This is a genomic window from Pseudomonas sp. ef1 (assembly GCF_007293365.2).
Lineage (GTDB): Bacteria > Pseudomonadota > Gammaproteobacteria > Pseudomonadales > Pseudomonadaceae > Aquipseudomonas > Aquipseudomonas siliginis.
Window position 1 is genome coordinate 5,364,724 of sequence record NZ_CM129815.1, and the last position, 24,809, is coordinate 5,389,532.

The window sequence follows — 24,809 nt, forward strand, 5'->3', positions numbered from 1 at the left end:
GAACGGGCGGCATTATGGTCGCCCGACGCTGAGCACTACAACTCGATACGCTCGACCTTGCCCACCAGCAGCACGTAGGACAAGGCACCAACCAGAGCGAGCACCGCGATGTAGGTGATCGCCGGCGCGAACGAATCGCCGCTGGCGAGGAAGCCGATCACAATCGGCGTAGCAATCGCCGACAGGTTGCCGATGAAGTTGAACACGCCACCGGTCAGACCGAGCAAACGCGCCGGCGCCAGCGTCGAGACCAGCGACCAGGTGATCGACGCCAGCCCGTTGCCGAAAAATGCCAGGGCGAGGAAGGCAATCACCAGCGGCGTCGACTCGACAAAGTTGGCACCGATGATCGAAGTCGAAATCAGCAGCCCGCCAATGATCGGCAACTTGCGTGCGAAGCCCACGGTGTAGCCGCGCCGGATCAGGAAGTCGGAAAAGAATCCCGAGCACAACACACCGACGAAAGCGGCAAGAAATGGCAGCGATGCAAGCAGGCCGGACTTGATGAAGTCCATGCCGCGGTATTTCACCAGATAGGTCGGGAACCAGGTGAGGAAGAACCACAGCGTCGAGTTCAGACAGAACTGGCCGAGGTAGATACCCCACAACTTGCGTTTGCTGAGGACGATGCCCAGATCGGTCCAGCTGAATTTGGCTTTGACCTTGGCCGCTTCGGCCTGAATATCGACCAGCCCGCCGCCTTCGCGGATCAGGTCGATTTCCGCCTGGTTAGTGCCTTTGAAATCGCGCGGCTCGCGATACACCGCGTACCAGATCAGCGCCCAGAGAATGCCCACCGCGCCGGTGGCGACGAACACCATGTGCCAGCCGAATTCATGTTGCAGCCACGCCAGCACCGGGGTCAGGAAAGCCAGACCGACAAACTGTCCGGAAGTGTAGAAACCGATCGCCGTGGCGCGCTCGCGCTCAGGGAACCAGGTGGTGACCACGCGGCTGTTGATCGGATAGGCCGGCGCTTCCAGCGCACCGACGGCCATGCGCAGCACGAACAGCGCGATGAAGCTGCTGACGAAACCGAGCATCACCGTGGCCACCGACCACAGCAGCAGCGCGACGCTGTAAAGGATGCGCGGCGGCACGCGATCGACCAGCCAGCCGCCGGGGATCTGCATGGCAGCGTAAGTCCAGCCGAAGGCGGAGAAGATCAGACCAACGTGAACCGGATCGATGCCCAGCTCACTGGTCAGCGCCGGCGCGGCAATCGACAGGTTGCTGCGGTCCAGGTAGTTGATGACCACGGTGATGAACAGCAACACCATGATGAAAAATCGCTTGCGGCTAGGCGTGACTAAAGACGCCTGCCCGGAGAGGGTGTGCGTTTGCATGAGAGATGCCTCTTTTTATGTTTGTTGAGGTCATGACGCAGATCTCCTCTCCCTGGAGATCAAACTGTGGGAGCGAGCCTGCTCGCGAAAGCGTCGGGTCAGTCACATGGATGGCGGATGTGACATTGCATTCGCGAGCAGGCTCGCTCCCACAGGGATCAGTGCTGAATCAGGAGATCACCACTCGGCAAAGCTGCCATCGGCATGGCGCCAGATCGGGTTGCGCCAGCGGTGGCCGACGGCGGCGCGTTCGATCACGTATTCCTCGTTGATCTCGATGCCCAGCCCCGGGCCGTTCGGAATCTTCACGAAGCCTTGGTCGTAGTCGAACACGCGCGGATCCTTCACATAGTCGAGCAAGTCGTTGCTCTCGTTGTAATGGATGCCCAGGCTCTGCTCCTGGATAAACGCGTTGTAACAAGCCGCGTCGAGTTGCAAACAGGCAGCCAGCGCGATCGGACCCAGCGGGCAATGCAGCGCCAGCGCAACGTCGTAGGCTTCGGCCATGTTGGCGATCTTGCGGGTTTCGGTGATGCCGCCAGCGTGGGAGGCATCCGGCTGGATAATGTCGACGTAGCCTTCGCTCAACACCCGTTTAAAGTCCCAGCGCGAGAACAGCCGCTCGCCGAGGGCAATCGGCGTACTGGTCAGCGGCGCCAGTTCTTTCAATGCTTCGTAGTTTTCGCTGAGCACCGGTTCTTCGATGAACATCAGTTTGTACGGGTCGAGTTCCTTCATCAGCACCTTGGCCATCGGCTTGTGCACGCGGCCGTGGAAGTCGACGCCGATACCGACGTTCGGCCCGACCGCATCACGCACGGCGGCAACGTTGGCCAGCGCGAGGTCGACTTTCTCGAAGGTGTCGAGGAACTGCAGTTCTTCGGTGCCGTTCATTTTTACCGCAGTGAAACCACGGCTCACTGCTTCTTTCGCCGCACGCGCGGTGTCCGCCGGACGGTCGCCGCCGATCCACGAATACACGCGAATCTTGTCGCGCACCTGGCCACCGAGCAGATCGCTGACCGACACGCCGAGGGCCTTGCCCTTGATGTCCCACAGCGCTTGGTCGATACCGGCCAGCGCGCTCATGTGAATCGCGCCGCCACGGTAGAAGCCACCGCGATAGAGCACGGTCCAGATGTCTTCGATATTGCGTGGGTCTTTGCCGATCAGGTAGTCGGACAATTCTTCCACCGCAGCAGCTACGGTATGCGCGCGCCCTTCGACCACAGGCTCGCCCCAACCGGTCACGCCCTCGTCGGTTTCGACCTTGAGGAAGCACCAGCGCGGCGGAACGATGAAGGTCGTGAGTTTGGTGATTTTCATCTCTGCTCTCTTTTGTAAATGCAGCTTTTATTAGATGCAGCGCACACAGCGCCAAAAAGTCTTAACGCAGGGCTTTCCAGGCAGCCACGTAGGCCTTGGCATTGACCGCCACCTGCTCGGGCGTCATGCCCGGTTTGAACAGACCGGAACCGAGGCCGAAACCTTTCACACCGGCATCGATAAAGGCCTGCATGTTGTCCGGCGTAATGCCGCCGACCGGCGCCAGCACCGTGCCGGCTGGCAACACCGCCAGCCAGGCCTTGACGACCGCCGGGTTCATTTGTTCGGCCGGAAACAGCTTGAGAATGTCCGCGCCCTCAGCCAGTGCGGCGAAGGCTTCGGTCGGCGTGGCCACACCCGGCGACAGGAACAGCCCCGCCGCTTTCGCCGCGCGCAATACTCTGGCATCGCTGTGCGGCATGACGATCACTTGTCCGCCAGCAGCTTTGACCTGCTCGACCTGCTCGGGGCTGAGCACCGTGCCGGCACCGATCAGGCAATCGGCGGGCAGCGCATCACGCAGGATGCGGATGCTTTCGTACGGCGATGGGGAATTGAGCGGTACTTCGATGACGCGAAATCCGGCGGAATACAGGACTTCTCCGACAGCCGCCGCTTCCTGCGGTTGCAGGCCACGCAGAATCGCGATCAGACCGTTTTGTGCCAGTGCTTGCTTGAGCATGTCAGGCCTCCAGTCAGGGTTAACGGGATGAGGAATCGATCAGTCCGGCGGCACGCGCCAGTTGCCACAGGCCACGCTCGGTCGCCTGCTCGGCCAGCGTTACCCGAGCAAAGCCGCAGGCATCGAGCGCGCGTTGATAGCGTGCGCACAGAAGCGCATTGCCGATGAGCACGATCGCTGGAAGATTCGCTTGATTGCGCCGGCGCCGCTGCACATTGGCGAGCGCGGCCAGCTCATGGCCGATCATCAGACCGGAGAGATAATCCGCCTGAGCAGTCGGGCTCAGTTCACCGGTCAGGCCGAGGGTGCGGGCGCTGAACAAGGTCGACAGCACACCGAGCTCGGCATCTGTCGACAGCGCGATTTGCACGCCGCGATCGAACGCCTGCGCATCGAAGGTCGCGCTCGGTTGTTGGGTACGGCCGAGAATGCTGTGCTCGCTGAGCACGGCAAACACTTCGCCGGTCATGAACGTGTCGAAATGGGTGATGCGGCCATCGACCACCTCCACCCACTTCGAGTGGCTGCCAGGCAGGCCGATCAGCAGATCATTACCCGCCTCGACCGGCAGACTTTGCAGCACGCCGAGGACTTGGGTTTCTTCGCCGCGCATTACATTCGGCAGACGCGAACGCTGGATCACGCCCGGGACGATATGCACCGGCGTACCGCGCAGACTGACAACGGTTTGTAGGGAATTTCCGAGATGGGCGACGTCGGCTGGCGTTTCGCAGTAAGGCGCTTCGCGCCAGCCCTGCGCACTGCCGACCATGCCGCAAGCGATCACCGGCAGATCCGGCTGCGCATCGAGCCAGTCACCACAGGCCTCGTCGAAGGCCAGTTCAAAACCATCGGCGCATTCACGGCCGTGGATGATTCGCGGGGTCTTGGGCAACTGCATGATCCCGGACGACAGCGCACGCTGCTCCAGCACCACACCGTCGGCCGCGAGTTTGTAAGCACGTAATGAGGTCGTCCCCCAATCGAGCGCGATCAATTGCGCCTGCATCGCTTCACCTGATTTGTTTTTGGCAGTGAGTGCGATGGACTATAAACCCGGGCGGGCTAAAATCTCAATATATAAATATCAATCCCATATTTTGGGATTCGCGCAAGTGGCGAGCTTGTCTTGTCGCGGGTACAAATCGTGCTTCGTAAGGATCAACGGAGAAAAAGCCAAGGTATTAAAGATTTTCTGCGAAAGGCGCTGCATGCATCTGCTCAGCGGACATTGAAAGGCGGCAGAGGAGCAATCGAGATCAGGCTCCCTCCCGCCAGAAAAGGAGCCTGGATGAATGAAGGATTCACTCCCTGTTGATAGCTCGCGCCAGGTCGGCAGTTGGCACACGCATGATTTGGGAAAAATACGTTTTGTAAGGAGTCGTATGAACGCGGAACACGCAGGAAATAAAACGTCTGTTCGTAAACCAACGATTGAGCACCGGCCCCTCCGGAAAGATTTCCGCGCCCTTTTCGCCAGTCGACTCTCTGAAAATCACGTCGGCTTTGTACTCGTTTGCAGCGCCACTCTCATCGCGCTCAACAAGGCCAAAACCGGAGCGTTTTATCTGGTGCCCAACAGAAAAGTCCACATCATCATCCACAGTACATACCAACCCTTGGCTTATATGTGATGTGAACAACTCGAGTAATTCCACATCGGCGAGAAAGTGAACCTGATAGATTCCGGTGTCTTCCAACTCATCAACACCGGAATAAAACAGCTTCGCAGCCGGCTTTTCGTGATTCATTGAACATCCAGAACATATGACCAATAAACCCATCAAAAAAAATCGAGACACGATGTTCATTCCTTGAAAAAACTCAAGACCGACTCGTTAAAAATCTGACGAGCAGTCTTGCCGTTATCCAACGGCCGCAAATACATAATATTTGCATCCGCATGATTCACATCTACGCGCCCCATTACATTAGGCCCGGTAGAAACCTCCCATTGTTCACCAAAACTAGCAACCGTATCTGATACGTTCGTTATCTTCGGCGCAGCGCGAATATTAACCCAGTACTGAGCCTTGGGCTTGGGTGGCAACCGGTAGATATTGGAAATACCCCAGACCATTACACCTTCGCCAACCGGATCGATGGTCAGTAACATTCTCACTGTATAGCCCTTCTCCGTGAGATTGACTGAAAGGTGGGCGCCATTCCAGCCTCCCAGACTATGACCCACAATGTACACAGCGGTTGAGCAGTCAGGGATCTTCGCCAGTACCTTTTCAGATAGGTCTTTATCGGTAATGAAATCATTATAGCCAAGAGGCCACGACTCAAATTTTCCCACAGGAAATTTCAACGCCTTGGCATCTCTGATAAAGATTTCGCGCACCGCGTCGACATTATTATTTGGCCCACTGAAGTAATAACTTTCCTGGTCTCCAGCACCACCAATAAAAAAAACCACAAAATTCCGCAGAGATATGGCCACCTGCTTATTGGTCTGATCGGTCTTGCATGTAAGTGTATGTGCTTTGACTTCCCTTTTCGCATGAGGTACTTCAGTAGGTGCATTGACTTCGGACATAAGCAATCATTCCACGAATAGTTTGATGGTTTCTGCCACGTGCGAACTGACCATATGAGTGAATCCGTTCGCATCAGTAACACCGTGTTCCTCACTTCCGTCGCCTCGTTGAATGGTGTAGGCGTGATAAGGCACTGGCTGTCCAGTCGCTTCATTCGTCACTTGCAACCTGTCAGTGAAATGCACCGGCATCGGCAACAGCCCACTAAATGCGGCCCCTCCCCCACTTTGGCCGATGATCACCGTGCCCGAGCCACCGATCACGACATTGCCATGCCCACCAGTGCTATCGAGCATCGCGGCATTCAGGCCGTTAATGAAAACAGTGCCGGAGACCGCTCCGGTGATAGGGCTGCCACACGCTGATTTATCGGTCATGCGTGCAGCAGCGAGGCCGTCGAAGAATACGTCCGGCGAGCCGGAGACAATCGGGTTGGTGCCGTGACCTGGCAGTGGGCAGGCGGTTGGGTCGGTGACGCGAGCTGCGGGTTTACCACTCAATTCAAAGCTCCTTGCTTAAGGGGTGCCGGGGATGGCTGATAGATGTCGATGTCGGTCGCGGCAAAGCGCCAGCGATTATCGACCGGGTCGAACAGAGCATGACAATGCTCACGGCTTTCAGGTGATGTCGCGGTTTGTATGGCACGCCAGGCTTCGTTGGCTTGCCAACTCAACTCGGCAGGCGTTGCATCATCAAGTTCGTTGAGCCAGGCGTTGTAGTTGCGCAGGTGATTGCGCTCGAAAGTCGATTGCAGCAACTCGACCATTTCCACGCCAAGGTCCAGATGATGCCTGGAGGTCCAGCGCCCCACTTCGGAGTAGACGTGCCAGCCCATCGGGATCAACGCACCGTTTTTCAACAGAGAATGGCCGGCGAGAGCGACGAAGCCGCAACAGATGTGCAGCATCAGCCAGCCTTGATAGGCGTCGATAATCGCAGTTGGATCAAAGGTTCTCAGCGCTACCACACGGTATTCGCCGAGGCCGGCGCTGCGCGACATCAACTCGGCGTCGAGCCGCGACACGAAAGCCCGAATAGCCAGGCCGCCGGTGCGCTGGGCCATGCAAAGAATTTCGACAGCCTGTCGATTCGGGTCGTCAGAAGAGCCGGTAGTTTTCACCAGACCATACAGACGCATAGACGCCTGCAGTCCGCTCATAGCTGGTCACTCATTGACGCAGCGAGGGCTCCACAGGCGCGGAGAAATTTTGCCAGATGCATTGCAGGTGTCGTCCGTGAGCGCGCAAAAATGGCGCACAGAATGCCGGACCAGAGCGGTGGCGACAACTGAATCAGCAGTAGATTGCCATCATTGTGCTCAGCCCTCGGCAAACTCTCGCAACACCTTGCCATCCATGCGATACCGCACCCATTCCTCCTGCGGTTGTGCGCCGAGAGATTTGTAGAATTCGATGGCTGGGGTGTTCCATTCCAGCACGCTCCATTCGAAGCGGCCGCAGTCGTTGGCGCAGGCGATTTTCGCCAGGTGGCGCAGCAGGGTTTTGCCGGCGCCGCCGCCACGTTGTTCGGGGGTGATGTAGAGGTCTTCGAGGTACAGGCAATTGCTGCCCAGCCACGTTGAATAGCTGAAGAAGAACACCGCGAAGCCGATCGGCAAGCCGTCGCGCAGGCAAATCAGGCCATGGGCGGTCGCGCCTTCGCCGAACAGGCTACGTTCGATGTCGGCGACGCTGGCGATGACTTCGTGACGGGCCTTTTCGAAATCTGCCAGTTCGGTGATGAAGGCGAGGATTTGCGGCGCATCGCTGGGGGTCGCCGGGCGGATTTCGATCGTCATGGACGGGCCTTGTCTGCAAATTAAAGCGCCATACTAAGGCGCGCAGCGGCGCTCGTCACATGGCAAACATACTGACCTGCCCGATCGGGCGAACGCCGTTGCCCCTGTGGGAGCGAGCCTGCTCGCGAATGCGTCCTTCCAGTCAGCCTCGAGTCAACTGACAGAATGCCTTCGCGAGCAGGCTCGCTCCCACAGTTGATAGCGCACGTTCTGAAAGGATGCTTATGACCGTTAACTGTTTTGCACCGATGGAAACACTAAAGATCGGCATCGTCTGAACAGCAGACACGCGACCCCGGAGAAGACCGTTCGTCGATCATCAGGCACCAATCCGTCATCAGGGCTGACCAACCCAGTGTAAGGATTCCAATCACTGGAGAAGCCCTATGATCTCGTCAAGGTTGACCGCTTTAGTCTTCAGCGCCCTGCTCTGCCCTGCGGTATTCGCCGCCTCGTCCACGGCAGCGGGCACTGGCCCTACCGATCCGACCCCGCCACGCGCGCCCGCCATCAACAGTGCTCCCGGTATGAATACCGATGGTTCCGGCGTGCCGCTGATCAATCAGCCACCCGCCACCGGCACCGATCCGCGCACACAAGGCAGCGATCCGGGCCGTCAGGGTGGCATGAACACGCCTGACTCTCCTGCCACTCCGCCTGACAATGCCGGCCCCGGTGTCGGCTCGAAAACCACCACCGGTGGCTCCGGTTCCGAAGGTGCCGGTCAGTAGTTCGCCGACGCGAGCGCCCTATTCACTCCCATGAAGAGGTAACCATGAACGTCGACAAAGACCTGGAAAAAGAAGTTCTCACCCGCCTGCTGCACGCGCATCCCAACGGCTTGGGCAAGGAGGTGCTGGACAATTACCGGGGCGAGAAAGTCGTGGCCAGCGCCCTCGCCGCCCTGCAGGATCGCGGGCTGATTCACCATGGTCATGTGACCTGCAGCGAAGCGGGTGAGCACTCGCTGAACCTGCCGATCAAGCTCAGTTCAGCCGGGGTTGAAGCGGCGAAGAAACTCGATAGCTGACGCTGGTTGGGGCTGCGGATCTTCGACTTCGATCGGGTAATTCGTCTCGAGTGATTCGCAGCCTTCGGCGTAACGCGGCACATCCTGACGCAAGGAGAAATCCCATGCCTCGTGGAAGCAAAGACAAATACACCAGCGAACAGAAGCGCAAAGCCGAGCACATCGAAGACAGCTACGAGAAAAAGGGCGTGTCGAAAGATGAAGCTGAGGCGCGTGCCTGGGCGACGGTGAACAAGCAATCCGGCGGTGGCGAAAAGTCCGGCGGCTCAGGGCGCAAGAAGCCTGCAAGTGCCAAGTCGGAAGAGCGCAAAGAGTCATCCCGCCGCGCGGTGGCCAGTCGCAAGGGCCATTCGCGCAATAGCGAGACTTCGAAGAATGCGCAGACTGTCGATAGCCTGATGAAAGAAGCCCGGGCGAAGAATATTCCGGGGCGCTCGTCGATGCGCAAACAGGAATTGATCGAGGCGTTGCGCAAGGCGAGCTAGAACGACGCCCACTGTAGGAGCTGCCGAAGGCTGCGATCTTTTGCTTTTCAAGATCAAAAGATCGCAGCCTTCGGCAGCTCCTACAGAAGATTTGTGTACGACGTAGATCCAATGTGGGAGCGAGCCTGCTCGCGAAGGCTTCGGCTCAATCGCCGCAGGACTGATAGATAAACGCATCCACCTCAGTCGCCCCAGGTGAAGTCGCCGGCCCCCAGCGAGTCACCGCCAGCGCCGCCGCAGCATTCGCCCGCCGCGCCGCTTCCAGTGCATCCAGCCCTTGCGCCAATCCGGCCACAAACACCCCGGCATGTGCATCACCGGCACCATTACTGTCCACCGCTTTCACAGCATATCCCGGCACCTGACGGCGCTCGCCGCGCTGTTGAATCCAGCAACCCTGCGGCCCGTCGCGCACCACTATCAGCACATTTTCCGGCAGCAGTTCCGCGAGGCGATCCATCGCGATATCAATCTCATCGGCTCCGGTAAATCGCAGCGCCTCAACACTGTTGCTGGTCCACACATTGATGCGCGGCAGCAACGCCTGCATCATCGGCGCGTCAGGTGACTCCACCAGCGGCCCCGGGTCGAACACCACATTGACCGACGCCGGCAGCGCCAGCGTCCAGTCGAGCAACGCCTGCGCCTTGCCCTCGTGCAGCAGACTGTAACCGCTGAGATAAACGTAATCGCCGGGCTCGGCAGCCACACTGTTCAAATCGTCTTCGGTCACCTCACCTTCAGCGCCGATATAGGAAATGAAACTGCGTTCAGCCGACGCATCGGTCAGCGCCACACACAGACCGGTGTCGCGCTCGGCCGGTTCGCGGATGCCGATGCAGATACCTTCCGCCTGCATCGCTTGGCGCGCCAGGTCACCGAAACGCCCCGTGCCATGGCGACCGAGGTAAACCACCGGCAGACCGTTACGCACCGCAGCGGCCATCACGTTGAAACCGCCGCCGGCTTCGAATCCTGCCGACTGCGCCAGCACGTCGCCGCCAATCTGCGGCAGTTTATCCACGGCCATGACCAGGTCGATGATGACCTGGCCGGTGTGCAAAATCTTAGGCATGAGCATTCTCGGGTTGCGCGGCGCGGCGATCTTTCGCACCGCCAAGTATCAGGTAAATGCCACCGGCGACGACGAAGGTCACGATCCAGCCGAGGCCGTTGTGGCCCAGCCAGGAGTCGGACAGAAAGCCCTTGAACCAGACGTTTTCTGCCGTGGTGCCGATGGTGGTGAAACTGAAACCAAGGACGATGGCGATCGCCCAGGCGCCAAACGCGCGCCACTCGATGCCGCCGCGATACCAGTAGGCGCTGCTCGGACTGACGTCGAGCAGGTCTTTGGGGCTGTAGTAGTGACGGTGAATCAGATCGACCACGAAGATCCCGACCCACGCAGTGATCGGCACTGCCAGCAGGGAAATGAAGGTGATGAACGGGCCGTAGAAACTGTCGGCGATCAGCATGAAGTAGATCGAGCCGGCGAAGATCGCGACGATGTCGACCACCACCGCGTAGACGCGTTTGACCTTGAGGCCCAGGGTCAGCGTGGTCAGGCCGGCGGAATATACCGACAGGTTGTTCGACAGCAGCAGGCCGCCGAACGCGGTGATCAGGTACGGCACGGCCATCCACGTCGGCAGCATGTCGCGAATCGCCACGATCGGGTCAGTCGCCGACGCCAGATCATTGTTGCCCACAGAGAGCAAGCCGCCGAGGGTGATCAGCAGCACCAGCGGAATCCCTGCGCCGAACGCCGCCGACGCCACCAGGCGCACAGCCTTGACGCTGCGATGCTGATAGCGCGACATGTCGGCACCAGCGTTGGCCCAGCCGATACCAGTGCCGGCGGCCATGGTGCCGATGCCGATGATCATCGCGCTCAGTGGTGCTGGCGTGGCGTTGAATACCGCGCTCCAGTCGATGGTCGCGCAGAGAAAACCACCGACGAGAATGTTCAGCGCACCGAACACGTACGTCGCCCACTTCTGGATCACCAGCAAAGTCGCGTGGCCGAGGCCGGACACCGACAAGGTCAGCAGCACGAAGATGGCGATAAAGATCAGCGTCAGTACCGGCGCACTTTTCGCCTCGACCGGCGAGCCGAACAGGATCGAACACAGCGACAGCAGGACAAACGCCGCAGTGGTGGTGTTGACGGTTTCCCAACCCAGACGCGACATCAGCGAAACCAGCGTCGGGCCGATGTTGCCACGTACGCCGAAGATCGCCCGGGACAGCGTCAGACTCGGCGCGCGGCCACGCCGCCCGGCAATCGAAATGATCCCGACCACGGCAAACGAACCGGCGGCACCGAGGATGGCGACGATGATCGCCTGCCAGATCGCCAGCCCGCGAAACGCCACCAGCGTGGCTCCCAGCGGCAGGCCAAGGATGGAAATATTCGCGGCGAACCAGACCCAGAACAGCTGCAACGGATGACCGTTGCACTCGGCTTCCGGCACCGGCTCGATGCCCCGGGTTTCCAATTGCCCGACGCTTTGCCCGGCGGTTGATGAACTCATGAAGATGCTCCTGTTTGCCTTTTTTGTGGTTGTGGCAATGATGCAAAACGACAAGACAACCGGCCTTCCGAGGCCTGTCTGTGCGATCCATTGCTGTGTGAATTCTTTAGAAATGCGCCGCCCCTTTCGCGAGCAGGCTCGCTCCCACAAGGAAATGCATTCCAATTGTGGGAGCGAGCCTGCTCGCGAAAGGGGCCAGCCAGTCAACGCAAGGCCAACAACCCCTGCACTAACGGTTCCAGCTCAAGTTGATTAACGACTTTCACCGTTTCGATCATCGGCTGCGGCCAGCACTCAAGCCCCAGGCAAGCCCCGAGCATGGCGCCGAGAATCGCCGCGATGGTATCCGTGTCGCCGCCCAGGCTGGCAGCCATGCACAGCGCTTCGAATGCCGTCATCTCGCCGATGGCCACTTGCTGGGCCAGGGCGAATGAGACCACCACCGACTCCTGCGACGCCACCGATGTACCGATCACGTCGTAGAGCAGATCGGCGAGCAGTGCTTTGTCACTGTCGACGCTGATACTGCGCGCCCAACTGATGCGCGAGGCCATGCGCCCACCGGCGACCCAATGTCCGTGGGCTTCGGCTTGCTGGGCAATCTGCTGGCCAAGATTCAGCGCCTCGCCGAGATCGACGCCATTGATGCCAGCGGAAACCACCGCCGCCACCGCCGCCGCACTGGAAATTCCCAGCGTGGTGTTATGCGTCACTTGGCAAGCCTGCACGACCGCCGCAATGAAGCGCTGCGGATCGGCCACGTTCGCGGCAATGCCAACCGGGGTGATGCGCATCGCCGCGCCATTGGTGGTGCCGTAGCGCCCGGCTTCTTCCGGGGAATGCCCGGCGAGGATCATTTCAATGGCGCGTTTGGTCGAGGGGCCGAGCAAGTCCTGCGAGCCTTTGGCCTGCATCTCGGCTTCCCACTCGATCAAGCGCTGGGCGAGAACCGCCGGCTCGATACGGCCGTGACCTTCGACCAATAATTCGCCGACCAGGATCGCCTGCTCGGTGTCATCGGTGATCGAGCCTTTAGGCATGTTCGCGGCGATCGGTTGCAAGGGACCAGCGTCCTGCAAATCAGTGATCTGGCCGAAGCGCGCCTTGATCGTTTCACGATCGAGCGACTGCGTCGGCATGCCCAGCGCGTCACCCATGGCCAGACCATAGAAAGCGCCTAGCGCACGCTTGAGCGCGGTCATTTCGATTCTCCGAATTGCAGGTGCAGACGAAAGTGCACCGGGTCGAGCAGGCTTTCGACCTGTTCCATGAAACGGTTCTGCCGGTCGTAGGTGGTGCGCAGGGCTTTGAGAAACACCGTGCCGACCGGGCGACCAAGCAGCTCCGCGTCTTCGGCATTCAGCGGTTCGGCGCCGATCCACTGATCGCCGCGCTCGCCGATATAGCCGTAGGCGGCCAGGGTGATGGTCAGGGAATTGTCGATCAGGCCGACGCGGGGCAGGCTTTCCAGGCCGCCGTTGGCCGGCATCAAGGATCGTTCGAGAGACACCAGCGTACCGTCGGTGGCGCGCCGGCGACGGTCGAGGGTGATGAATTGATCGGTGCCGAAACGCACCAGCAGATCTGGCCGCGTCACGGCTTCGAGGCGCAACACTTCGGTATTGATCAGCGCCCCGCTGTCGGCCAGCGCCTGCGCCCAGCCGATGCGCTGATCCAACGCGACACCGTCGAAAGTGACGATGGAACCGACACCGCTTTGCGTGGCGATGTAATTACGCCGCTTCAGTTCGGCCAGCGCCTCACGCAAGGTGCCACGGCTGACCTGGAATTCTTGAGCCAACTGATGTTCGCCAGGCAACAGAAAGCCGTCCTCCATGAGGCCGCTTTCGATGCGTCGGACGAGCTCGTCGACCACCCGTTGTTTCTTGTCGAATCGTACCTGTCTAATCATGTACAAATTGATAACCGAAACGGTCGCTGACGAGCAAGAATTATTTAAGGGAGATGACAGAAGGCAGGAATGGCGCGATCAACTGTGGGAGCGAGCCTGCTCGCGAAGGCGGTATCCCTGACACATCAACGCTGGATGTGCCAATGCCTTCGCGAGCAGGCTCGCTCCCACAGGGAAGTGCTTGTGTCAGCGCTGTTTCAAGCGGTCAATGACCACGGCCAGCAACAGAATCGAACCACGAATCACATACTGATAAAACGTATCGATGTTCTTCAGGTTCATCGCGTTTTCGATGATCGCCAGAATCAACACCCCGGCAATCACATGACGAATCATGCCGATGCCGCCACTCAACGAAACTCCGCCCAGCACGCAAGCCGAGATCACTGTCAGTTCAAAACCCTGACCAATCATCGGCTGCCCGGAAGTCATCCGCGAGGCCAGAATCACACCCGCCAGCGCACCGATCAAACCATGCACGGCGAAGATGATGATCTTGGTCCGGTCGACGTTGACACCCGCCAGCAGCGCCGCTTCCTGGTTGCCACCGATGGCCATGGTGTTGCGCCCGTACGTGGTGTAGTTCAGCAGCCAGCCGAAAAACAGGAAGCAGACAATGGTGATCAGGATTGGCACCGGCACACCGAACAGCTGGCCGTTGCCGAAAACAAAGAACGATTCCTGCGAAACACCGACCGCTTTGCCGTTGGCAAAAATGTAGGCCAGACCGCGAACGATCTGCATGGTCGCCAGCGTCGTGATCAAGGCATTGACGCGCAACTTGGCAATCACGATGCCGTTGATCAGCCCGACGATCAGGCCCATCACCAGCGCCGCACTGACCCCGAGAAACACGCTGTTGGTGTCACGCATCACCACTGCTGCGACCACGCCGGCACAGGCGATCACTGAGCCGACCGAGAGGTCGAAGTGTCCGGATGCCAGGCAATAAAGCATGGTGCACGCGGCGATGCCGGTGGTGGAAATCGCCAGGCCCAGGCCACGCATGTTCAGCGGCGAGAGGAAGTTGTCGATCAGCAGTGTGCAGGCGACAAAGATGCCGATCGCCGCCAGCAGCATGACCCAGTCATCAAGGAAGCGCCGCAGGTCCAGCGGTTTGCGCTCGGTCGGCAGAGTTTCGTTTTGCGTAGTCATCATAGTTACCTCTCAGTTCGCCACGCCGTCAGCGCGGTGGCGTGGCAAAGCCAGTTGCAGCAGGTTGGATTCATTGGCCTGGTCGCGGCTGACTTCGCCGCGCAGGGCGCCTTCGCACAGCACCAGGATGCGGTCGGAAATGCCCATCACTTCCATCAGATCGCTGGACACCACGATCACCGAAATACCGTCGGCGGCGAGGTTATGAATGATCTGGTAGATCTCGGCCTTGGCGCCGATATCGATGCCACGGGTCGGTTCGTCGAGCAGCAGGACTTTCATCGGCATCGATAGCCAGCGGCCGAGAATGGCCTTCTGCTGATTGCCGCCGGAAAGGAACTTGATCTGCTGGCCGGCGTGCGGGGTTTTCACTTTCAGGGCCTTGATCTGCTTGTCGGCGTTGCCCTTTTCCCACAGGCCGCGAATCAGGCAGCCGAGCCCGGAATGCGCACCGCGGGCACTGATGTTGATGTTCTCGGCAACGCTGGCCAACGGGATGATGCCTTCCTTCTTGCGGTCTTCCGGGCAGAGCAAAATGCCGGCGGCGATCGCGTCACGCGGCGAGCGCAGTTTCAGCTCATGGCCGCGCAGTTCGAGACGGCCAGCGGTGTTGCGCTCCAGGCCGCTGAGCAGGCGAAACAGCTCGGTGCGCCCTGCCCCGACCAGCCCGAACAGGCCAAGGATTTCGCCCTTGTGCGCTTCGAAACTGATCGGCTCACGCAGGCCCGGGCCGAGCAAACCATCGACCTTCAACGCCACGGCACCGCGCGGGCGATGGCGGTAATCGTAGATATCCTGAATGTCGCGACCGACCATGCAGGTCACCAGTTGATCGTGGGTCAACTGGCTCATGTCGTCGAATGTACGAACGTAGCGGCCGTCCTTGAACACGGTGACGGCGTCGCAAATGCGGAAGACTTCTTCCATGCGATGGGAAACGTAGAGCACCACTTTGCCTTCGTCGCGCAGACGACCGATGATCGCCATCAAGCGATCGATCTCCCGCGCCGAAAGGCTGCTGGTCGGTTCGTCGAAAGCGATGACGTGAGCGCCGCGCGACAGCGCTTTGGCGATTTCCACCAGTTGCCGCTGACCCAGCGACAAGCGTCCGACCTTGGTTTGCGGATCGATTTCGTCCGCCAGCCCCTTCAGGCAATTCAAGGCTTTCTGGCGCAGCTCACTGCGATTGATCAGGCCGAAACTGGCCGGCAGATGGCCAAGAAACAGGTTTTCGGCCACGGTCATTTCCGGGACCAGATGCAGTTCCTGGTGAATCACCGCGACGCCGCTGCCGATGCTGTCGGCGGTGGACTTGAAGGCCATCGCCTGCTCGCCGATCTGCAGCTCGCCGCTGCTTGGGATGTAAGCGCCACCGAGGATTTTCAGCAGGGTCGATTTGCCCGCGCCGTTCTCGCCCATCAAGGCATGAACCTGACCGGGGTGGGCGACGAAGCTGATGCCGTCGAGCGCTTTCACGCCGGGAAAGGTCTTGCCGATCCCGTTGAAGCGCAGGCTGCCGCTGGCGCCGTGTTGTTCTTGTGTCTGTACTTGCGCGTGCATAAAGCCACCTCTTCACACCGAAAAACGGCCCGGCTGCCCGGGCCGTCGCTGCCTCAGTTCCACAAGCCGATTTTTTCCAGCTCTTGCTTGAAGTTTTCGCGGGTGATCAGGGTGACGTCATCCATGGCGGTGTACTTCGGCGGCTCTTTGCCGGCGGTGATCCACTCGTACATCATCTCGGCAGTCTTGTAGCCTTCGATGTGCGGGCTTGGCAGCATCGAACCGAAGAAGCCGCTGTTAGGCTTTTTCAACTCGCCGATGGCGTCGGTGCCGTTGATGCCGATGCCGATCACGTTGCTCGCGGCAAACCCGGCCGCTTCGGTGGCGCGCACGCCGCCGAGCACGGTGTTGTCGTTCATGCCGCCGATGATCAGGTTTTTCGCCGCGCTCGGCAGTTTCACCAGCGCCGAGTTGGTGGCGTCCATGCTGCCCGGTACGTCGAGGGTTTTCAGCGCGGCGAAGAGGATGTGGTCCTCCGGCATGCCGGCCTTCTTCAGGGCATCGACCGAACCGTCGGTGCGCTTCTTGCCGGTGTCGAGTTCGTTGTAGGTGTTGACCACCGCGTAGGTGTCTTTCCAGTCCCAGTTACGCTTTTTCGCTTCGGCGGCCATGGCGGCGCCCTGCTTCTGGCCCACTTCAAACGCGGCCATGCCCAGGTACGGCACGTCTTCCATGAATTTGCCGTTGGCGTCGACGAAACGGTCATCGACCGCAATCACTTTCAGATCGTTGATCTTGGCTTTGGCCATGATCGCCGGGCCGAGGGACACGTCCGGCGGGCAGATCACGAAGCCCTTGGCGCCGTTGGCGGCCAGGCTGTCGATGGCCGAGAGGGTCTTCTCGCCATCCGGTACCGCGATCTTGATCAGTTCAAAGCCTTTGTCCTTGGCGGCTTTTTCGGCAAAAGCCCATTCGGTCTGGAACCACGGTTCTTCGGCCTGCTTGACCAGAAAACCGATCTTCACCGCGTCGGCGGCGAGCAGCGCACTGCTCAGGCTGAACGCAGTGACCGCCAGGGCAGTGCTGCACAGGGTACGAATCCCGAAACGACGTTTCATCAGATGACTCCTTGTTATTTTTTTTGAGCAAGGTTTGAAAAGCGTTGAAGCGTGTTCTCAGTGAAGCTGTTTGAAAATAGTCATATCGTATGATGATTGGATTTCAAGCGTAGTTCAGCGCTGGAAATTCGTTTTGTTCAGTCGTGGTACATCACCGAACGACCACCATCGATGGTGATGCACGAGGCGTTGATAAACGGTGCTTCATCGCTGGCCAGAAATACCGCCGTCATTGCCACTTCGATCGGCTGGCCGATGCGCTTGGGCGGGTGCAGGTCAAAGGCGCGCTGCCGTTCGGCGTGCGGATCAGCAAAGCCATTCCAGTAATCGACGTTCAGCTGCGTTTCGATGTAGCCCGGCGCGATGGCGTTGACGCGAATGCCCTTGGCCGCGTATTCGATGCCGAGTGCACGGGTCAGGCCGAGCAAGCCGTGCTTGGCCACCGGGTACGGAAAGCAGCCGGGAATGATGTGGCTGGAATGGGTCGAGGCGATGTTGATGATGCTGCCGACGCCCTGTTCGATCATTTGCGGCAGCACCGCTTTGCAGCCATACCAGGCGCCGTCCAGATCGATGGCGAAGCAGCGGCGCCAGTCTTCTTCGGTCATCTGTAAAGGATCGCGGAACACATTGCCCCCGGCACAGTTGACCAACACATCGATGCGGCCATGCAATTCCACCGCGCGTCGGGCCAGGGCATGCAGATCCTGCTGATTCGATACGTCGACCTTGAGCGCCTGCACGTCATGGCCCTGATCGCGCCATTGAGCGGCTACCTGCTCGACCTTGTCGGCCTGGATATCGCTGATGAGTAATCTGGCTTGCTGCGAGGCGAAGGCGGCGACAATCGCTTCGCCGATGCCCTGAGCGGCCCCGGTCAGCAGCACGACCTTGTTTTTCAGACGCTCGCCTTTCGGCGGGGCCGACACTTGCGGCAATGTCAGCGCTTCAGCCATGGCTCAGGCCTCCTGCACGCAGGCGCAAAAAAACCGGCCATCGGTCGATGTCCGGTTTTGACGGCTGGGGAAAACAGACAGGCAAGCGTCGTCAACGGCATTGAGCCGTGACGAAAGGCGGATCCCGCTTGCGCGGGCAACAAGAATTCGCTGCATCACTTCACCTGTTTTGTTCTTTTTAAGTGTGAGTGCGTGTTACTGCTGGAGCCGACTATAAACCCGACCGCCAAATAATCTCAATATATAATTTTGCATCCCATATTTTGGGATCTAGCCAGCAAAACGCGTACAGAGTTTTCCTGAAACGTCGACGCGCATGCTCAGCACCGCGCCATCCAATGGATGATTCAGTGGACTTTTGGCGCTGGTGATGAATAAGGTTTTCAAGTCTTCGCCACCGAACACGCAACTGGTCGGGCGACTGACCGGCAGATCGATCTTGCGGTCCACCTGCCCGTCCGGCGTCAGGCGCAGCAGGCAACTGCCGTCCCAGCGTGCATTCCACACGTAGCCTTCGGCGTCCATCGCCGAGCCATCGGGACCACCGTGTCGATCGGACGAGTAGAACACCTGCGGAGCGTCGAGACTGCCGTCGGTGCGGATGAAATATCGATTGAGCGTGCTGTCGAGACTTTCACCAAACAGCAGCGTGGTGCCGTCGTCGCTCCACAACAAGGTATTGGGAATGCCCAGGCCGAGTAGCAGCGGTGTGACGCGCTGATCGGGATCGATACGGAACAGGCCACCGGAACGGCGCACCAGCGGCAGATCCTCACCGTGCTCGCCGATGTTGTTCTGCATGGTGCCCAACCACAACCGGCCCAAGGCATCGCAACGGGCTTCGTTGGGCCGGTTGCCCGGTTGCGGGTCGGCGACACAGAACAGCGTCAAACGTGGCTCGAGGCCGGGCGAATCGAGATCGAGCCGGTAGACACCACTGCTCAATGTCACCAGCGCATCGCCGCTGGCGCAGGGAATGAAGGCGGAGATGTGCTCGGGCATCTGCCAGATCTGCACGTTCTGACCAATCAGGCGCAACGCTTGTTTACCGGCGATATCGACCCAGTAAAGCGCTTGGGTCGGCGCATCCCAGAACGGGCCTTCGCCGAGTTGCGCGCGGTGTTGGGTCAGGGCGGTGCAGGTCATCTGGAATCCTTCATGTTCTTGTTGTTTCCAATGTGGGAGCGAGCCTGCTCGCGAGGGCGGCGTGTCAGTCAATGATGATGTATCTGACCTGACGCATTCGCGAGCAGGCTCGCTCCCACAGGGAATTTTCGGTCTTAGCTGGCTTTGCGGTCCGCCATGACTTTCGGGTAAAAGCGTTTTATCGCCAGATCGGCATTGTCGATCAAGGTCATGCACGCCCACACGCCACGGGTCGAATCGCGCGCGGCGATGGCATCGGCCATGTCTTTATGGATCGGCAAGGTGCGGCGCAGTTCATCGGGGTCGGCGGCGGAGACTTCGAACGACACCGCCAGCAACGCACCGAGGGCCGGGACCATTTGTTCGATGAACTGATTATGGCTGGCGGCCAGAATGCATTCGTGGAAGGCCTGGTCGGCACGGTTGTAATCAACGCCGCTGTCGACTGCACGTTCCAGCGCATTGAAAGCCAGTTGTACCGCTTCGATCTGCTCCGGTGTCGCCCGCTCACAGGCCCAGCGCACCGCCATCGGCTCAATGGTGCGGCGCAAATCCAGCAGGTCATCGACGAAGTTTTCCGGCAACCCATTGCGCGATAGCCAACCGACCACCTGCGGATCGAACAGATTCCAGCGCCGTACTGGCAACACCCGCGTGCCGACCTTCGGTCCGACTTCGAGCATGCCTTTGGCGACAAGGGTTTTGATGGCTTCGCGAATCACCGTACGGCTGACACCAAGCTGCTCGCCCAGATCCGCCTCGACCTTGATGGTCTGCCCCGGCTTGACCTGACCGGCAGCAATCCAACTGCCCAGCCAGTCAACGGTCGACGCATGAAAGCTGCTGGACATGAACACCTCAAGGCGAATCGCGATGGGTGCCTACGCTAATCATCATACGAATAACAGTCAATCGGATTTTTTCAGCTTGCGCAAACCATTGTGGGAGCGAGCCTGCTCGCGAAAGCGTCGTGTCAGTCAACATTGCTGGCGACTTATACAGCGCATTCGCGAGCAGGCTCGCTCCCACATTTTGATGTTGTGTCAGGGTTCCAGGCCGATGCGAAAGAACTCGCCGCCGCTCCACACGCCCAACCAGCGCTGGCCATCAATCTCGCGGCTCACCGCCAGTTCCACCAACTGGTAAAACACATTGCGGTGAATCAGCGCTTCAAGGTTGCTGCGCACATGCACATAGGGCGCAGGCTCCTGGGTCTCAGGATCGATCTCGACACGCAGCGGATGCTCAGTCCCCGCTTCGGTGGTTTCCTCGACGTTGGTGGTAAAGCGCAAAACCTGCGCCTCGCCCTCGCCTTGCACGTCAACGGCAACCGCCACGAACGGCGCGTCATCGACCTTGATCCCGACCTTCTCGACCGGGGTGATCAGGAAATAATCATCGCCGTCGCGGCGGATGATGGTGGAGAACAGTTTGACCATCGGCTTGCGCCCGATCGGCGTACCCAGGTAGTACCAGGTGCCGTCACGGGCAATGCGCATGTCGATGTCGCCGCAGAAATCCGGGTTCCACAAATGCACCGGTGGCAGGCCTTTGGTCTTGGGGATCTGCCCCAGCAGGTCATTGGCTGTTTGCGGGTCACTCATGGCGTACTCCTTGATTACTGGTCGCCGATCCCCAGCAGGCTGCGTGCGTATTGCGCCAGCGGCGGACCGATGAGGTCTTCGGGTTTGGAATCATGGAACGTCAGTAAACCGCCACGACTCTTGATCCGTGCAGTATCAATCAAATACTGGGTGCTGGTCTCGATCAACATGATCTGAATCACGCCGCCATCGATACCGAGGCGATCCACGGCTTCCTGGTCCAGCCACTCGTCGGAGTTGCCGATGCGGTCATCAGCCTTGGCGAAACGTGTGTAGAGCAGGTAATGCGCCCCGGCATCACGGGCTTCGCCCATGGCTTGGTCGAGGCCTTCCGGCGCACGGGCGCGGCGGACCATCGGGAAGTATTCGACAAAGCCCTTGAAGGCTTCTTCGGCGACCACGTTCGGCCGTGGATAGGAACCACCCGGTGGCGCGAACGCGCCCTGGGCGATAAAGATGAACGAGTCCGGCTGAATGCGGAGATTGTTCACCCGGCGGCTGTCGCTATGGTCCAGAAGCCCCGCATCGCTCATGTGATAGCGAGTGCCTTCGGCCATATCGCTGACATTCATGCAGCCGCCAAGCGCCAAAACGGCCAGCAGCAAAACCAGGCTACGCATCCTATTCCTCCAGAAGCCGGTGTCGGAAAACCGGCGAATGGCCGTTGAATGCAGCTTTTGCGCCAGCTCGACAAATTCAGTGATAGAGGCATTCGCGAGCAGGCTCGCTCCCACAATTGAAATGCATTCCAAATGTGGGGCGAGCCTGCTCGCGAAAGCCGTTGTTCAACCGCCAATAATCTTCATGACAGTAGCGCCGCCAGAGAACGCCACCTCCTGTTTGTCACCCAACGCCTTGACCAGCAAACGTTGCAGCGCCGGCAACGCCTGGTGGCGCGGCTTGTCGAGCAGATCGCCGACATAGTGGCGGTTGCTCGACGATAAACAGCCATGCAGCCAACCGGTCGATGACAGGCGCAAGCGCGAACAAGTGCGGCAGAACGGCACACTTTCGTTGGCGATCACCCCGAAAGTGCCGCGACCGGGAATCGCATAGCGCACAGCCGTGGCGTCCACCGGTGCGTCGGTCTGGGCGTATTCATAACGTTCGCCGATCAGGCCGAGCAACTGCTCAAGGCTGACGAACTGCTGCAGGAAGGCATTGGAATCCTTGGCCAGATGGCCCATGCGCATCAGCTCGATGAAACGCAGTTCGAAGCCGCGCTCCAGACAGTAGTCGAGCAGCGGCATGACCTGATCGAGGTTCTGCCCGCGCAACGGCACCATGTTGACCTTGATCTTCATCCCGGCGGCGGCAGCCTGATCCATGCCATCGAGCACGCTGGCCAGATCGCCGCCACGAGCGATGCTGCGAAACGCAGCGGCATCAAGAGTATCGAGGGAAACGTTGATTCGACGCAGACCGGCATCGACCAGCAGCGGCAGTTTTTTCGCGAGGAGTTGACCATTGGTGGTCAGGCTGATGTCGTCGAGGCCCATCTGGCCGACGGCAGTCATGAACGATTCGAGTTTGGGGCTGACCAGTGGCTCGCCGCCAGTGATGCGCAGGCGCTCGATGCCGGCCGCTTCGATCAGGTATTCGACGCCGCGCGCCATGGCTTCGGCCGACAGTTCATCCTGCGCAGCGACCAACCGCTTGCCGTTGGGCACGCAGTAGGTACAGGCGTAATTGCAGGCAGAGGTCAGGCTGATGCGCAGATTGCGAAAACGCCTGCCTTGACGGTCAACGATCATGAAACACTCCGGCGAAAGAAATCGAGCGAGCAAAACTTGACTGAGAAATCAGGTTTTAGCAAGCCCTATGCCTGAGTATATTCCTGTGCTATTGCGCCATGTTGTGAAAACACGGCGCAATCAGCCCGCTGAATGACTTATGTGCTCGGGGTTTCCGGGTCGCGCTTGCGCTTGTTGCCCATGCGCACGCCGATGTCCATCAGGAACTGGAAGAAGCCTTCCTGATCTTCCAGCACGTTGCTCCAGAACGGCGAGTGATACAGCGCCACCGCGCCGTGCACCAACGCCCAGGATGCGCAGTAGTGGAAGTACGGCGGCACGTCTTCGAGCTTGCCTTCGCTGATGCGACCCTTGATCAGCAGGGTCAGGCGTTCGAAGTTCGAGGCACGGATCTTGTGCAGTTCCTCGACCATCTCCGGCACCTGATTGCCCTTGACCACTTTCTCTTCGAGACGGTCGAACAGGCGATAGCGCTGCGGGTCGCGCATGCGGAATTCGAAGTAGGCGCGGGACAGCGCTTCCTTGTCCTTGTCGACATCGGCCGAATGCAGCAGCTCGTTCAGATCGCGCTCGTAATCGAGCATCAGGCGCAAGTAGATCTCGGCCTTGGATTTGAAGTGCTTGTAGATCGTGCCTTTGCCGATACCCACGGCATCAGCAATCATCTCGACGGTGACACTGTCTTCACCCTGGTCGAGGAACAGCTTGAGCGCGGTATCGAGAATTTCCTGCTCGCGGCGACGAAATTCACGGACCTTACGAGGTTCTTTATGCATAAGAAAAAGGTCTGAAGGGTCAAAATTCGAAGCCGCGTATTATGCCTAACTTGCGCAAAAAAGCACGGTTCATCGACCAAATCTGTGTTTCTTGTTCATTTCGAGAACGAATCGGGTGCAATGAGAACTCAACTGAAGCAAACGTATTCCAAATTTGTTTAAAAACCCCGACCCGCTCACTGGACTGCACGCCAGACTGATCAATACTTGAACTGTCGGGCGACATCTCCCCCAAGTGTCGTGCCGGTAAAGGTACCAACGGACCGCGTGCCTTTGTTTTACTCCTAATGGTCTTAACCCGGATTCACCCCCCAGAACCCGGGTTTTTTTTGCCTGCGATTTGGCCTGCGGTCATACGGCAGATTTAACACTCGCCAGCGGGAACAAGCGCTTGAAGTTTTCCGTGGTCTGCTCGGCAAAGCGCTCGTAGTTCTCACCACGCAGCATCGCCAGAAACTCCGCCACTTCGCGCACGTACTGCGGCAGGTTCGGCTTGCCGCGATACGGAATCGGCGCCAGATACGGCGAATCGGTTTCCACCAGCAGGCGATCGGCCGGCACCTTGCTCGCCACGTCACGCAAGGCGTCGGCATTGCGGAACGTAACAATGCCCGATAGGGAAATGTAATAACCCATGTCCAGCGCTGCCTTGGCCATGTCCCAGTCTTCGGTGAAGCAATGCAACACGCCAGCCTGGGGCAGCGCCGCTTCGCGCAGCAGTTGGAGGGTGTCGGCACGGGCGCCGCGAGTATGGATGATCACCGGTTTGCCGGTCTGCTGCGCCGCTTGCAGATGCAGGCGAAACGACTCCTGCTGCAACTCGGCAGCTTCCGGCTCGTAGTGATAGTCGAGACCGGTTTCGCCGATCGCCACCACTTTCGGGTGATCGAGTTCGTGCAGCAGCCAGTCCAGCGCCGGTGCGGCGCCCGGCTGCACATCCAGCGGATGCACGCCGACCGAGCAATCGACGTCGTCATAACGCTCGGCGAGGGCTTTGACGTCGGCGGCGTTGTCAGCGCTGACGCCGATGCACAGAAAATGTCCAACCCCACGCTCGCGGGCCGCAGCGAGCGCGGCATCCAGCGAGCCGTCATGGGCGGCGAGGTCGAGACGGTCAAGGTGACAATGGGAATCTACGAGCATA

At 59.4% G+C, this 24,809-nt stretch carries 27 protein-coding genes; 3 read left to right on the forward strand and 24 right to left on the reverse strand.

The features are described from left to right. Positions 1-35: 35 nt before the first annotated feature. The 9 genes from FEE99_RS24485 to FEE99_RS24525 all read right to left on the reverse strand — a co-directional run bounded on the left by FEE99_RS24485 (position 36) and on the right by FEE99_RS24525 (position 7,695). Entirely contained in the window at positions 36-1,346 is a 1,311-nt protein-coding gene (locus FEE99_RS24485) for an MFS transporter (protein ID WP_041479405.1), read from the reverse strand. 177 nt (positions 1,347-1,523) lie between these two features. Then, positions 1,524-2,672, reverse strand: a complete 1,149-nt coding sequence (dgoD, locus tag FEE99_RS24490) for a galactonate dehydratase (protein WP_016770960.1) — start codon at positions 2,670-2,672, stop codon at positions 1,524-1,526. Positions 2,673-2,733: 61 nt separating this feature from the next. Further along, positions 2,734-3,354 (reverse strand): 2-dehydro-3-deoxy-6-phosphogalactonate aldolase, encoded by a 621-nt coding sequence (locus tag FEE99_RS24495; protein WP_041479407.1) that lies wholly within the window; start codon positions 3,352-3,354, stop codon positions 2,734-2,736. 19 nt (positions 3,355-3,373) lie between these two features. Continuing rightward, a complete protein-coding gene (locus FEE99_RS24500; RefSeq protein ID WP_041479409.1) occupies positions 3,374-4,363 on the reverse strand; it encodes a 2-dehydro-3-deoxygalactonokinase in 990 nt (329 codons plus the stop codon). Positions 4,364-4,658: 295 nt separating this feature from the next. Continuing rightward, the gene (locus FEE99_RS24505) at positions 4,659-5,105 is read right to left on the reverse strand and encodes a hypothetical protein (RefSeq protein WP_236168413.1); all 447 of its coding nucleotides are present in this window, start codon (positions 5,103-5,105) and stop codon (positions 4,659-4,661) included. A gap of 56 nt (positions 5,106-5,161) precedes the next feature. Then, positions 5,162-5,896 (reverse strand): hypothetical protein, encoded by a 735-nt coding sequence (locus FEE99_RS24510; RefSeq protein WP_041479411.1) that lies wholly within the window; start codon positions 5,894-5,896, stop codon positions 5,162-5,164. 6 nt (positions 5,897-5,902) lie between these two features. Continuing rightward, entirely contained in the window at positions 5,903-6,397 is a 495-nt protein-coding gene (locus FEE99_RS24515; RefSeq protein ID WP_041479413.1) for a PAAR domain-containing protein, read from the reverse strand. After that, complete coding sequence (locus FEE99_RS24520; protein ID WP_041479415.1) at positions 6,394-7,056, reverse strand: hypothetical protein; 663 nt, start codon at positions 7,054-7,056, stop codon at positions 6,394-6,396. The genes FEE99_RS24515 and FEE99_RS24520 overlap by 4 nt, the downstream gene beginning before the upstream one ends. Positions 7,057-7,215: 159 nt before the next feature. After that, complete coding sequence (locus tag FEE99_RS24525) at positions 7,216-7,695, reverse strand: GNAT family N-acetyltransferase (protein WP_041479417.1); 480 nt, start codon at positions 7,693-7,695, stop codon at positions 7,216-7,218. Between the two features lie 386 nt (positions 7,696-8,081). Here FEE99_RS24525 and FEE99_RS24530 point away from each other — a divergent pair, with 386 nt between their 5' ends. From FEE99_RS24530 to FEE99_RS24540, 3 genes are all read left to right on the forward strand, one after another. Then, the gene (locus FEE99_RS24530) at positions 8,082-8,426 is read left to right on the forward strand and encodes a hypothetical protein (RefSeq protein ID WP_041479419.1); all 345 of its coding nucleotides are present in this window, start codon (positions 8,082-8,084) and stop codon (positions 8,424-8,426) included. A 44-nt stretch (positions 8,427-8,470) separates the two neighbouring features. Then, entirely contained in the window at positions 8,471-8,725 is a 255-nt protein-coding gene (locus FEE99_RS24535) for a hypothetical protein (protein WP_041479421.1), read from the forward strand. Between the two features lie 104 nt (positions 8,726-8,829). After that, positions 8,830-9,210: a Rho termination factor N-terminal domain-containing protein gene (locus tag FEE99_RS24540; RefSeq protein ID WP_041479422.1), complete on the forward strand. Its 381-nt coding sequence runs from the start codon at positions 8,830-8,832 to the stop codon at positions 9,208-9,210. A 145-nt stretch (positions 9,211-9,355) separates the two neighbouring features. On the opposite strand, the gene FEE99_RS24545 is transcribed toward FEE99_RS24540, so the two are convergent. From FEE99_RS24545 to FEE99_RS24615, 15 genes are all read right to left on the reverse strand, one after another. Then, the gene (locus FEE99_RS24545) at positions 9,356-10,285 is read right to left on the reverse strand and encodes a PfkB family carbohydrate kinase (protein ID WP_143979105.1); all 930 of its coding nucleotides are present in this window, start codon (positions 10,283-10,285) and stop codon (positions 9,356-9,358) included. Continuing rightward, a complete protein-coding gene (locus tag FEE99_RS24550) occupies positions 10,278-11,744 on the reverse strand; it encodes a purine-cytosine permease family protein (protein WP_041479425.1) in 1,467 nt (488 codons plus the stop codon). The genes FEE99_RS24545 and FEE99_RS24550 overlap by 8 nt, the downstream gene beginning before the upstream one ends. Before the next feature lie 203 nt (positions 11,745-11,947). Continuing rightward, complete coding sequence (locus tag FEE99_RS24555) at positions 11,948-12,946, reverse strand: ADP-ribosylglycohydrolase family protein (protein ID WP_041479428.1); 999 nt, start codon at positions 12,944-12,946, stop codon at positions 11,948-11,950. Continuing rightward, the gene (locus tag FEE99_RS24560) at positions 12,943-13,656 is read right to left on the reverse strand and encodes a GntR family transcriptional regulator (RefSeq protein ID WP_041479430.1); all 714 of its coding nucleotides are present in this window, start codon (positions 13,654-13,656) and stop codon (positions 12,943-12,945) included. The genes FEE99_RS24555 and FEE99_RS24560 overlap by 4 nt, the downstream gene beginning before the upstream one ends. Positions 13,657-13,842: 186 nt before the next feature. Continuing rightward, entirely contained in the window at positions 13,843-14,811 is a 969-nt protein-coding gene (gene araH / locus FEE99_RS24565; RefSeq protein WP_038861078.1) for an L-arabinose ABC transporter permease AraH, read from the reverse strand. Positions 14,812-14,823: 12 nt separating this feature from the next. Continuing rightward, on the reverse strand, positions 14,824-16,371 hold the full coding sequence (araG, locus tag FEE99_RS24570) for an L-arabinose ABC transporter ATP-binding protein AraG (RefSeq protein WP_041479431.1): 1,548 nt from the start codon (positions 16,369-16,371) through the stop codon (positions 14,824-14,826). 53 nt (positions 16,372-16,424) lie between these two features. Next, entirely contained in the window at positions 16,425-17,429 is a 1,005-nt protein-coding gene (locus FEE99_RS24575; protein WP_016770973.1) for a substrate-binding domain-containing protein, read from the reverse strand. Positions 17,430-17,566: 137 nt separating this feature from the next. Beyond that, positions 17,567-18,385: an SDR family oxidoreductase gene (locus FEE99_RS24580; RefSeq protein ID WP_041479433.1), complete on the reverse strand. Its 819-nt coding sequence runs from the start codon at positions 18,383-18,385 to the stop codon at positions 17,567-17,569. Positions 18,386-18,655: 270 nt separating this feature from the next. Next, a complete protein-coding gene (locus tag FEE99_RS24585; protein WP_041479435.1) occupies positions 18,656-19,531 on the reverse strand; it encodes an SMP-30/gluconolactonase/LRE family protein in 876 nt (291 codons plus the stop codon). 134 nt (positions 19,532-19,665) lie between these two features. After that, positions 19,666-20,382: a FadR/GntR family transcriptional regulator gene (locus tag FEE99_RS24590; protein ID WP_041479437.1), complete on the reverse strand. Its 717-nt coding sequence runs from the start codon at positions 20,380-20,382 to the stop codon at positions 19,666-19,668. 192 nt (positions 20,383-20,574) lie between these two features. Further along, a complete protein-coding gene (locus tag FEE99_RS24595) occupies positions 20,575-21,135 on the reverse strand; it encodes a DUF1285 domain-containing protein (protein ID WP_041479438.1) in 561 nt (186 codons plus the stop codon). Between the two features lie 14 nt (positions 21,136-21,149). Next, positions 21,150-21,755, reverse strand: a complete 606-nt coding sequence (locus FEE99_RS24600) for a DUF4823 domain-containing protein (protein ID WP_016770979.1) — start codon at positions 21,753-21,755, stop codon at positions 21,150-21,152. A gap of 165 nt (positions 21,756-21,920) precedes the next feature. Next, positions 21,921-22,889 carry a GTP 3',8-cyclase MoaA gene (locus tag FEE99_RS24605; RefSeq protein ID WP_041479439.1) on the reverse strand — a complete coding sequence of 323 codons (969 nt, stop codon included), beginning with the start codon at positions 22,887-22,889 and terminating at the stop codon, positions 21,921-21,923. Between the two features lie 137 nt (positions 22,890-23,026). Further along, positions 23,027-23,665 (reverse strand): TetR/AcrR family transcriptional regulator, encoded by a 639-nt coding sequence (locus FEE99_RS24610; RefSeq protein WP_016770981.1) that lies wholly within the window; start codon positions 23,663-23,665, stop codon positions 23,027-23,029. A gap of 351 nt (positions 23,666-24,016) precedes the next feature. Then, complete coding sequence (locus tag FEE99_RS24615) at positions 24,017-24,808, reverse strand: TatD family hydrolase (RefSeq protein WP_041479440.1); 792 nt, start codon at positions 24,806-24,808, stop codon at positions 24,017-24,019. Position 24,809: the final 1 nt, after the last annotated feature.

What these genes read in the sequence shown, in the direction of transcription:
- FEE99_RS24550 (WP_041479425.1), bottom strand. Translation starts at nt 11,744, where the DNA reads ATGAGTTCATCAACCGCCGGGCAAAGCGTCGGGCAATTGGAAACCCGG.
- araH (WP_038861078.1), bottom strand. Translation starts at nt 14,811, where the DNA reads ATGACTACGCAAAACGAAACTCTGCCGACCGAGCGCAAACCGCTGGAC.
- FEE99_RS24605 (WP_041479439.1), bottom strand. Translation starts at nt 22,889, where the DNA reads ATGATCGTTGACCGTCAAGGCAGGCGTTTTCGCAATCTGCGCATCAGC.
- FEE99_RS24505 (WP_236168413.1), bottom strand. Translation starts at nt 5,105, where the DNA reads ATGAATCACGAAAAGCCGGCTGCGAAGCTGTTTTATTCCGGTGTTGAT.
- FEE99_RS24530 (WP_041479419.1), top strand. Translation starts at nt 8,082, where the DNA reads ATGATCTCGTCAAGGTTGACCGCTTTAGTCTTCAGCGCCCTGCTCTGC.
- araG (WP_041479431.1), bottom strand. Translation starts at nt 16,371, where the DNA reads ATGCACGCGCAAGTACAGACACAAGAACAACACGGCGCCAGCGGCAGC.
- dgoD (WP_016770960.1), bottom strand. Translation starts at nt 2,672, where the DNA reads ATGAAAATCACCAAACTCACGACCTTCATCGTTCCGCCGCGCTGGTGC.
- FEE99_RS24500 (WP_041479409.1), bottom strand. Translation starts at nt 4,363, where the DNA reads ATGCAGGCGCAATTGATCGCGCTCGATTGGGGGACGACCTCATTACGT.
- FEE99_RS24535 (WP_041479421.1), top strand. Translation starts at nt 8,471, where the DNA reads ATGAACGTCGACAAAGACCTGGAAAAAGAAGTTCTCACCCGCCTGCTG.
- FEE99_RS24545 (WP_143979105.1), bottom strand. Translation starts at nt 10,285, where the DNA reads ATGCCTAAGATTTTGCACACCGGCCAGGTCATCATCGACCTGGTCATG.
- FEE99_RS24580 (WP_041479433.1), bottom strand. Translation starts at nt 18,385, where the DNA reads ATGGCTGAAGCGCTGACATTGCCGCAAGTGTCGGCCCCGCCGAAAGGC.
- FEE99_RS24495 (WP_041479407.1), bottom strand. Translation starts at nt 3,354, where the DNA reads ATGCTCAAGCAAGCACTGGCACAAAACGGTCTGATCGCGATTCTGCGT.
- FEE99_RS24485 (WP_041479405.1), bottom strand. Translation starts at nt 1,346, where the DNA reads ATGCAAACGCACACCCTCTCCGGGCAGGCGTCTTTAGTCACGCCTAGC.
- FEE99_RS24615 (WP_041479440.1), bottom strand. Translation starts at nt 24,808, where the DNA reads ATGCTCGTAGATTCCCATTGTCACCTTGACCGTCTCGACCTCGCCGCC.
- FEE99_RS24585 (WP_041479435.1), bottom strand. Translation starts at nt 19,531, where the DNA reads ATGACCTGCACCGCCCTGACCCAACACCGCGCGCAACTCGGCGAAGGC.
- FEE99_RS24520 (WP_041479415.1), bottom strand. Translation starts at nt 7,056, where the DNA reads ATGAGCGGACTGCAGGCGTCTATGCGTCTGTATGGTCTGGTGAAAACT.
- FEE99_RS24510 (WP_041479411.1), bottom strand. Translation starts at nt 5,896, where the DNA reads ATGTCCGAAGTCAATGCACCTACTGAAGTACCTCATGCGAAAAGGGAA.
- FEE99_RS24525 (WP_041479417.1), bottom strand. Translation starts at nt 7,695, where the DNA reads ATGACGATCGAAATCCGCCCGGCGACCCCCAGCGATGCGCCGCAAATC.
- FEE99_RS24595 (WP_041479438.1), bottom strand. Translation starts at nt 21,135, where the DNA reads ATGAGTGACCCGCAAACAGCCAATGACCTGCTGGGGCAGATCCCCAAG.
- FEE99_RS24555 (WP_041479428.1), bottom strand. Translation starts at nt 12,946, where the DNA reads ATGACCGCGCTCAAGCGTGCGCTAGGCGCTTTCTATGGTCTGGCCATG.
- FEE99_RS24610 (WP_016770981.1), bottom strand. Translation starts at nt 23,665, where the DNA reads ATGCATAAAGAACCTCGTAAGGTCCGTGAATTTCGTCGCCGCGAGCAG.
- FEE99_RS24575 (WP_016770973.1), bottom strand. Translation starts at nt 17,429, where the DNA reads ATGAAACGTCGTTTCGGGATTCGTACCCTGTGCAGCACTGCCCTGGCG.
- FEE99_RS24540 (WP_041479422.1), top strand. Translation starts at nt 8,830, where the DNA reads ATGCCTCGTGGAAGCAAAGACAAATACACCAGCGAACAGAAGCGCAAA.
- FEE99_RS24560 (WP_041479430.1), bottom strand. Translation starts at nt 13,656, where the DNA reads ATGATTAGACAGGTACGATTCGACAAGAAACAACGGGTGGTCGACGAG.
- FEE99_RS24590 (WP_041479437.1), bottom strand. Translation starts at nt 20,382, where the DNA reads ATGTCCAGCAGCTTTCATGCGTCGACCGTTGACTGGCTGGGCAGTTGG.
- FEE99_RS24600 (WP_016770979.1), bottom strand. Translation starts at nt 21,755, where the DNA reads ATGCGTAGCCTGGTTTTGCTGCTGGCCGTTTTGGCGCTTGGCGGCTGC.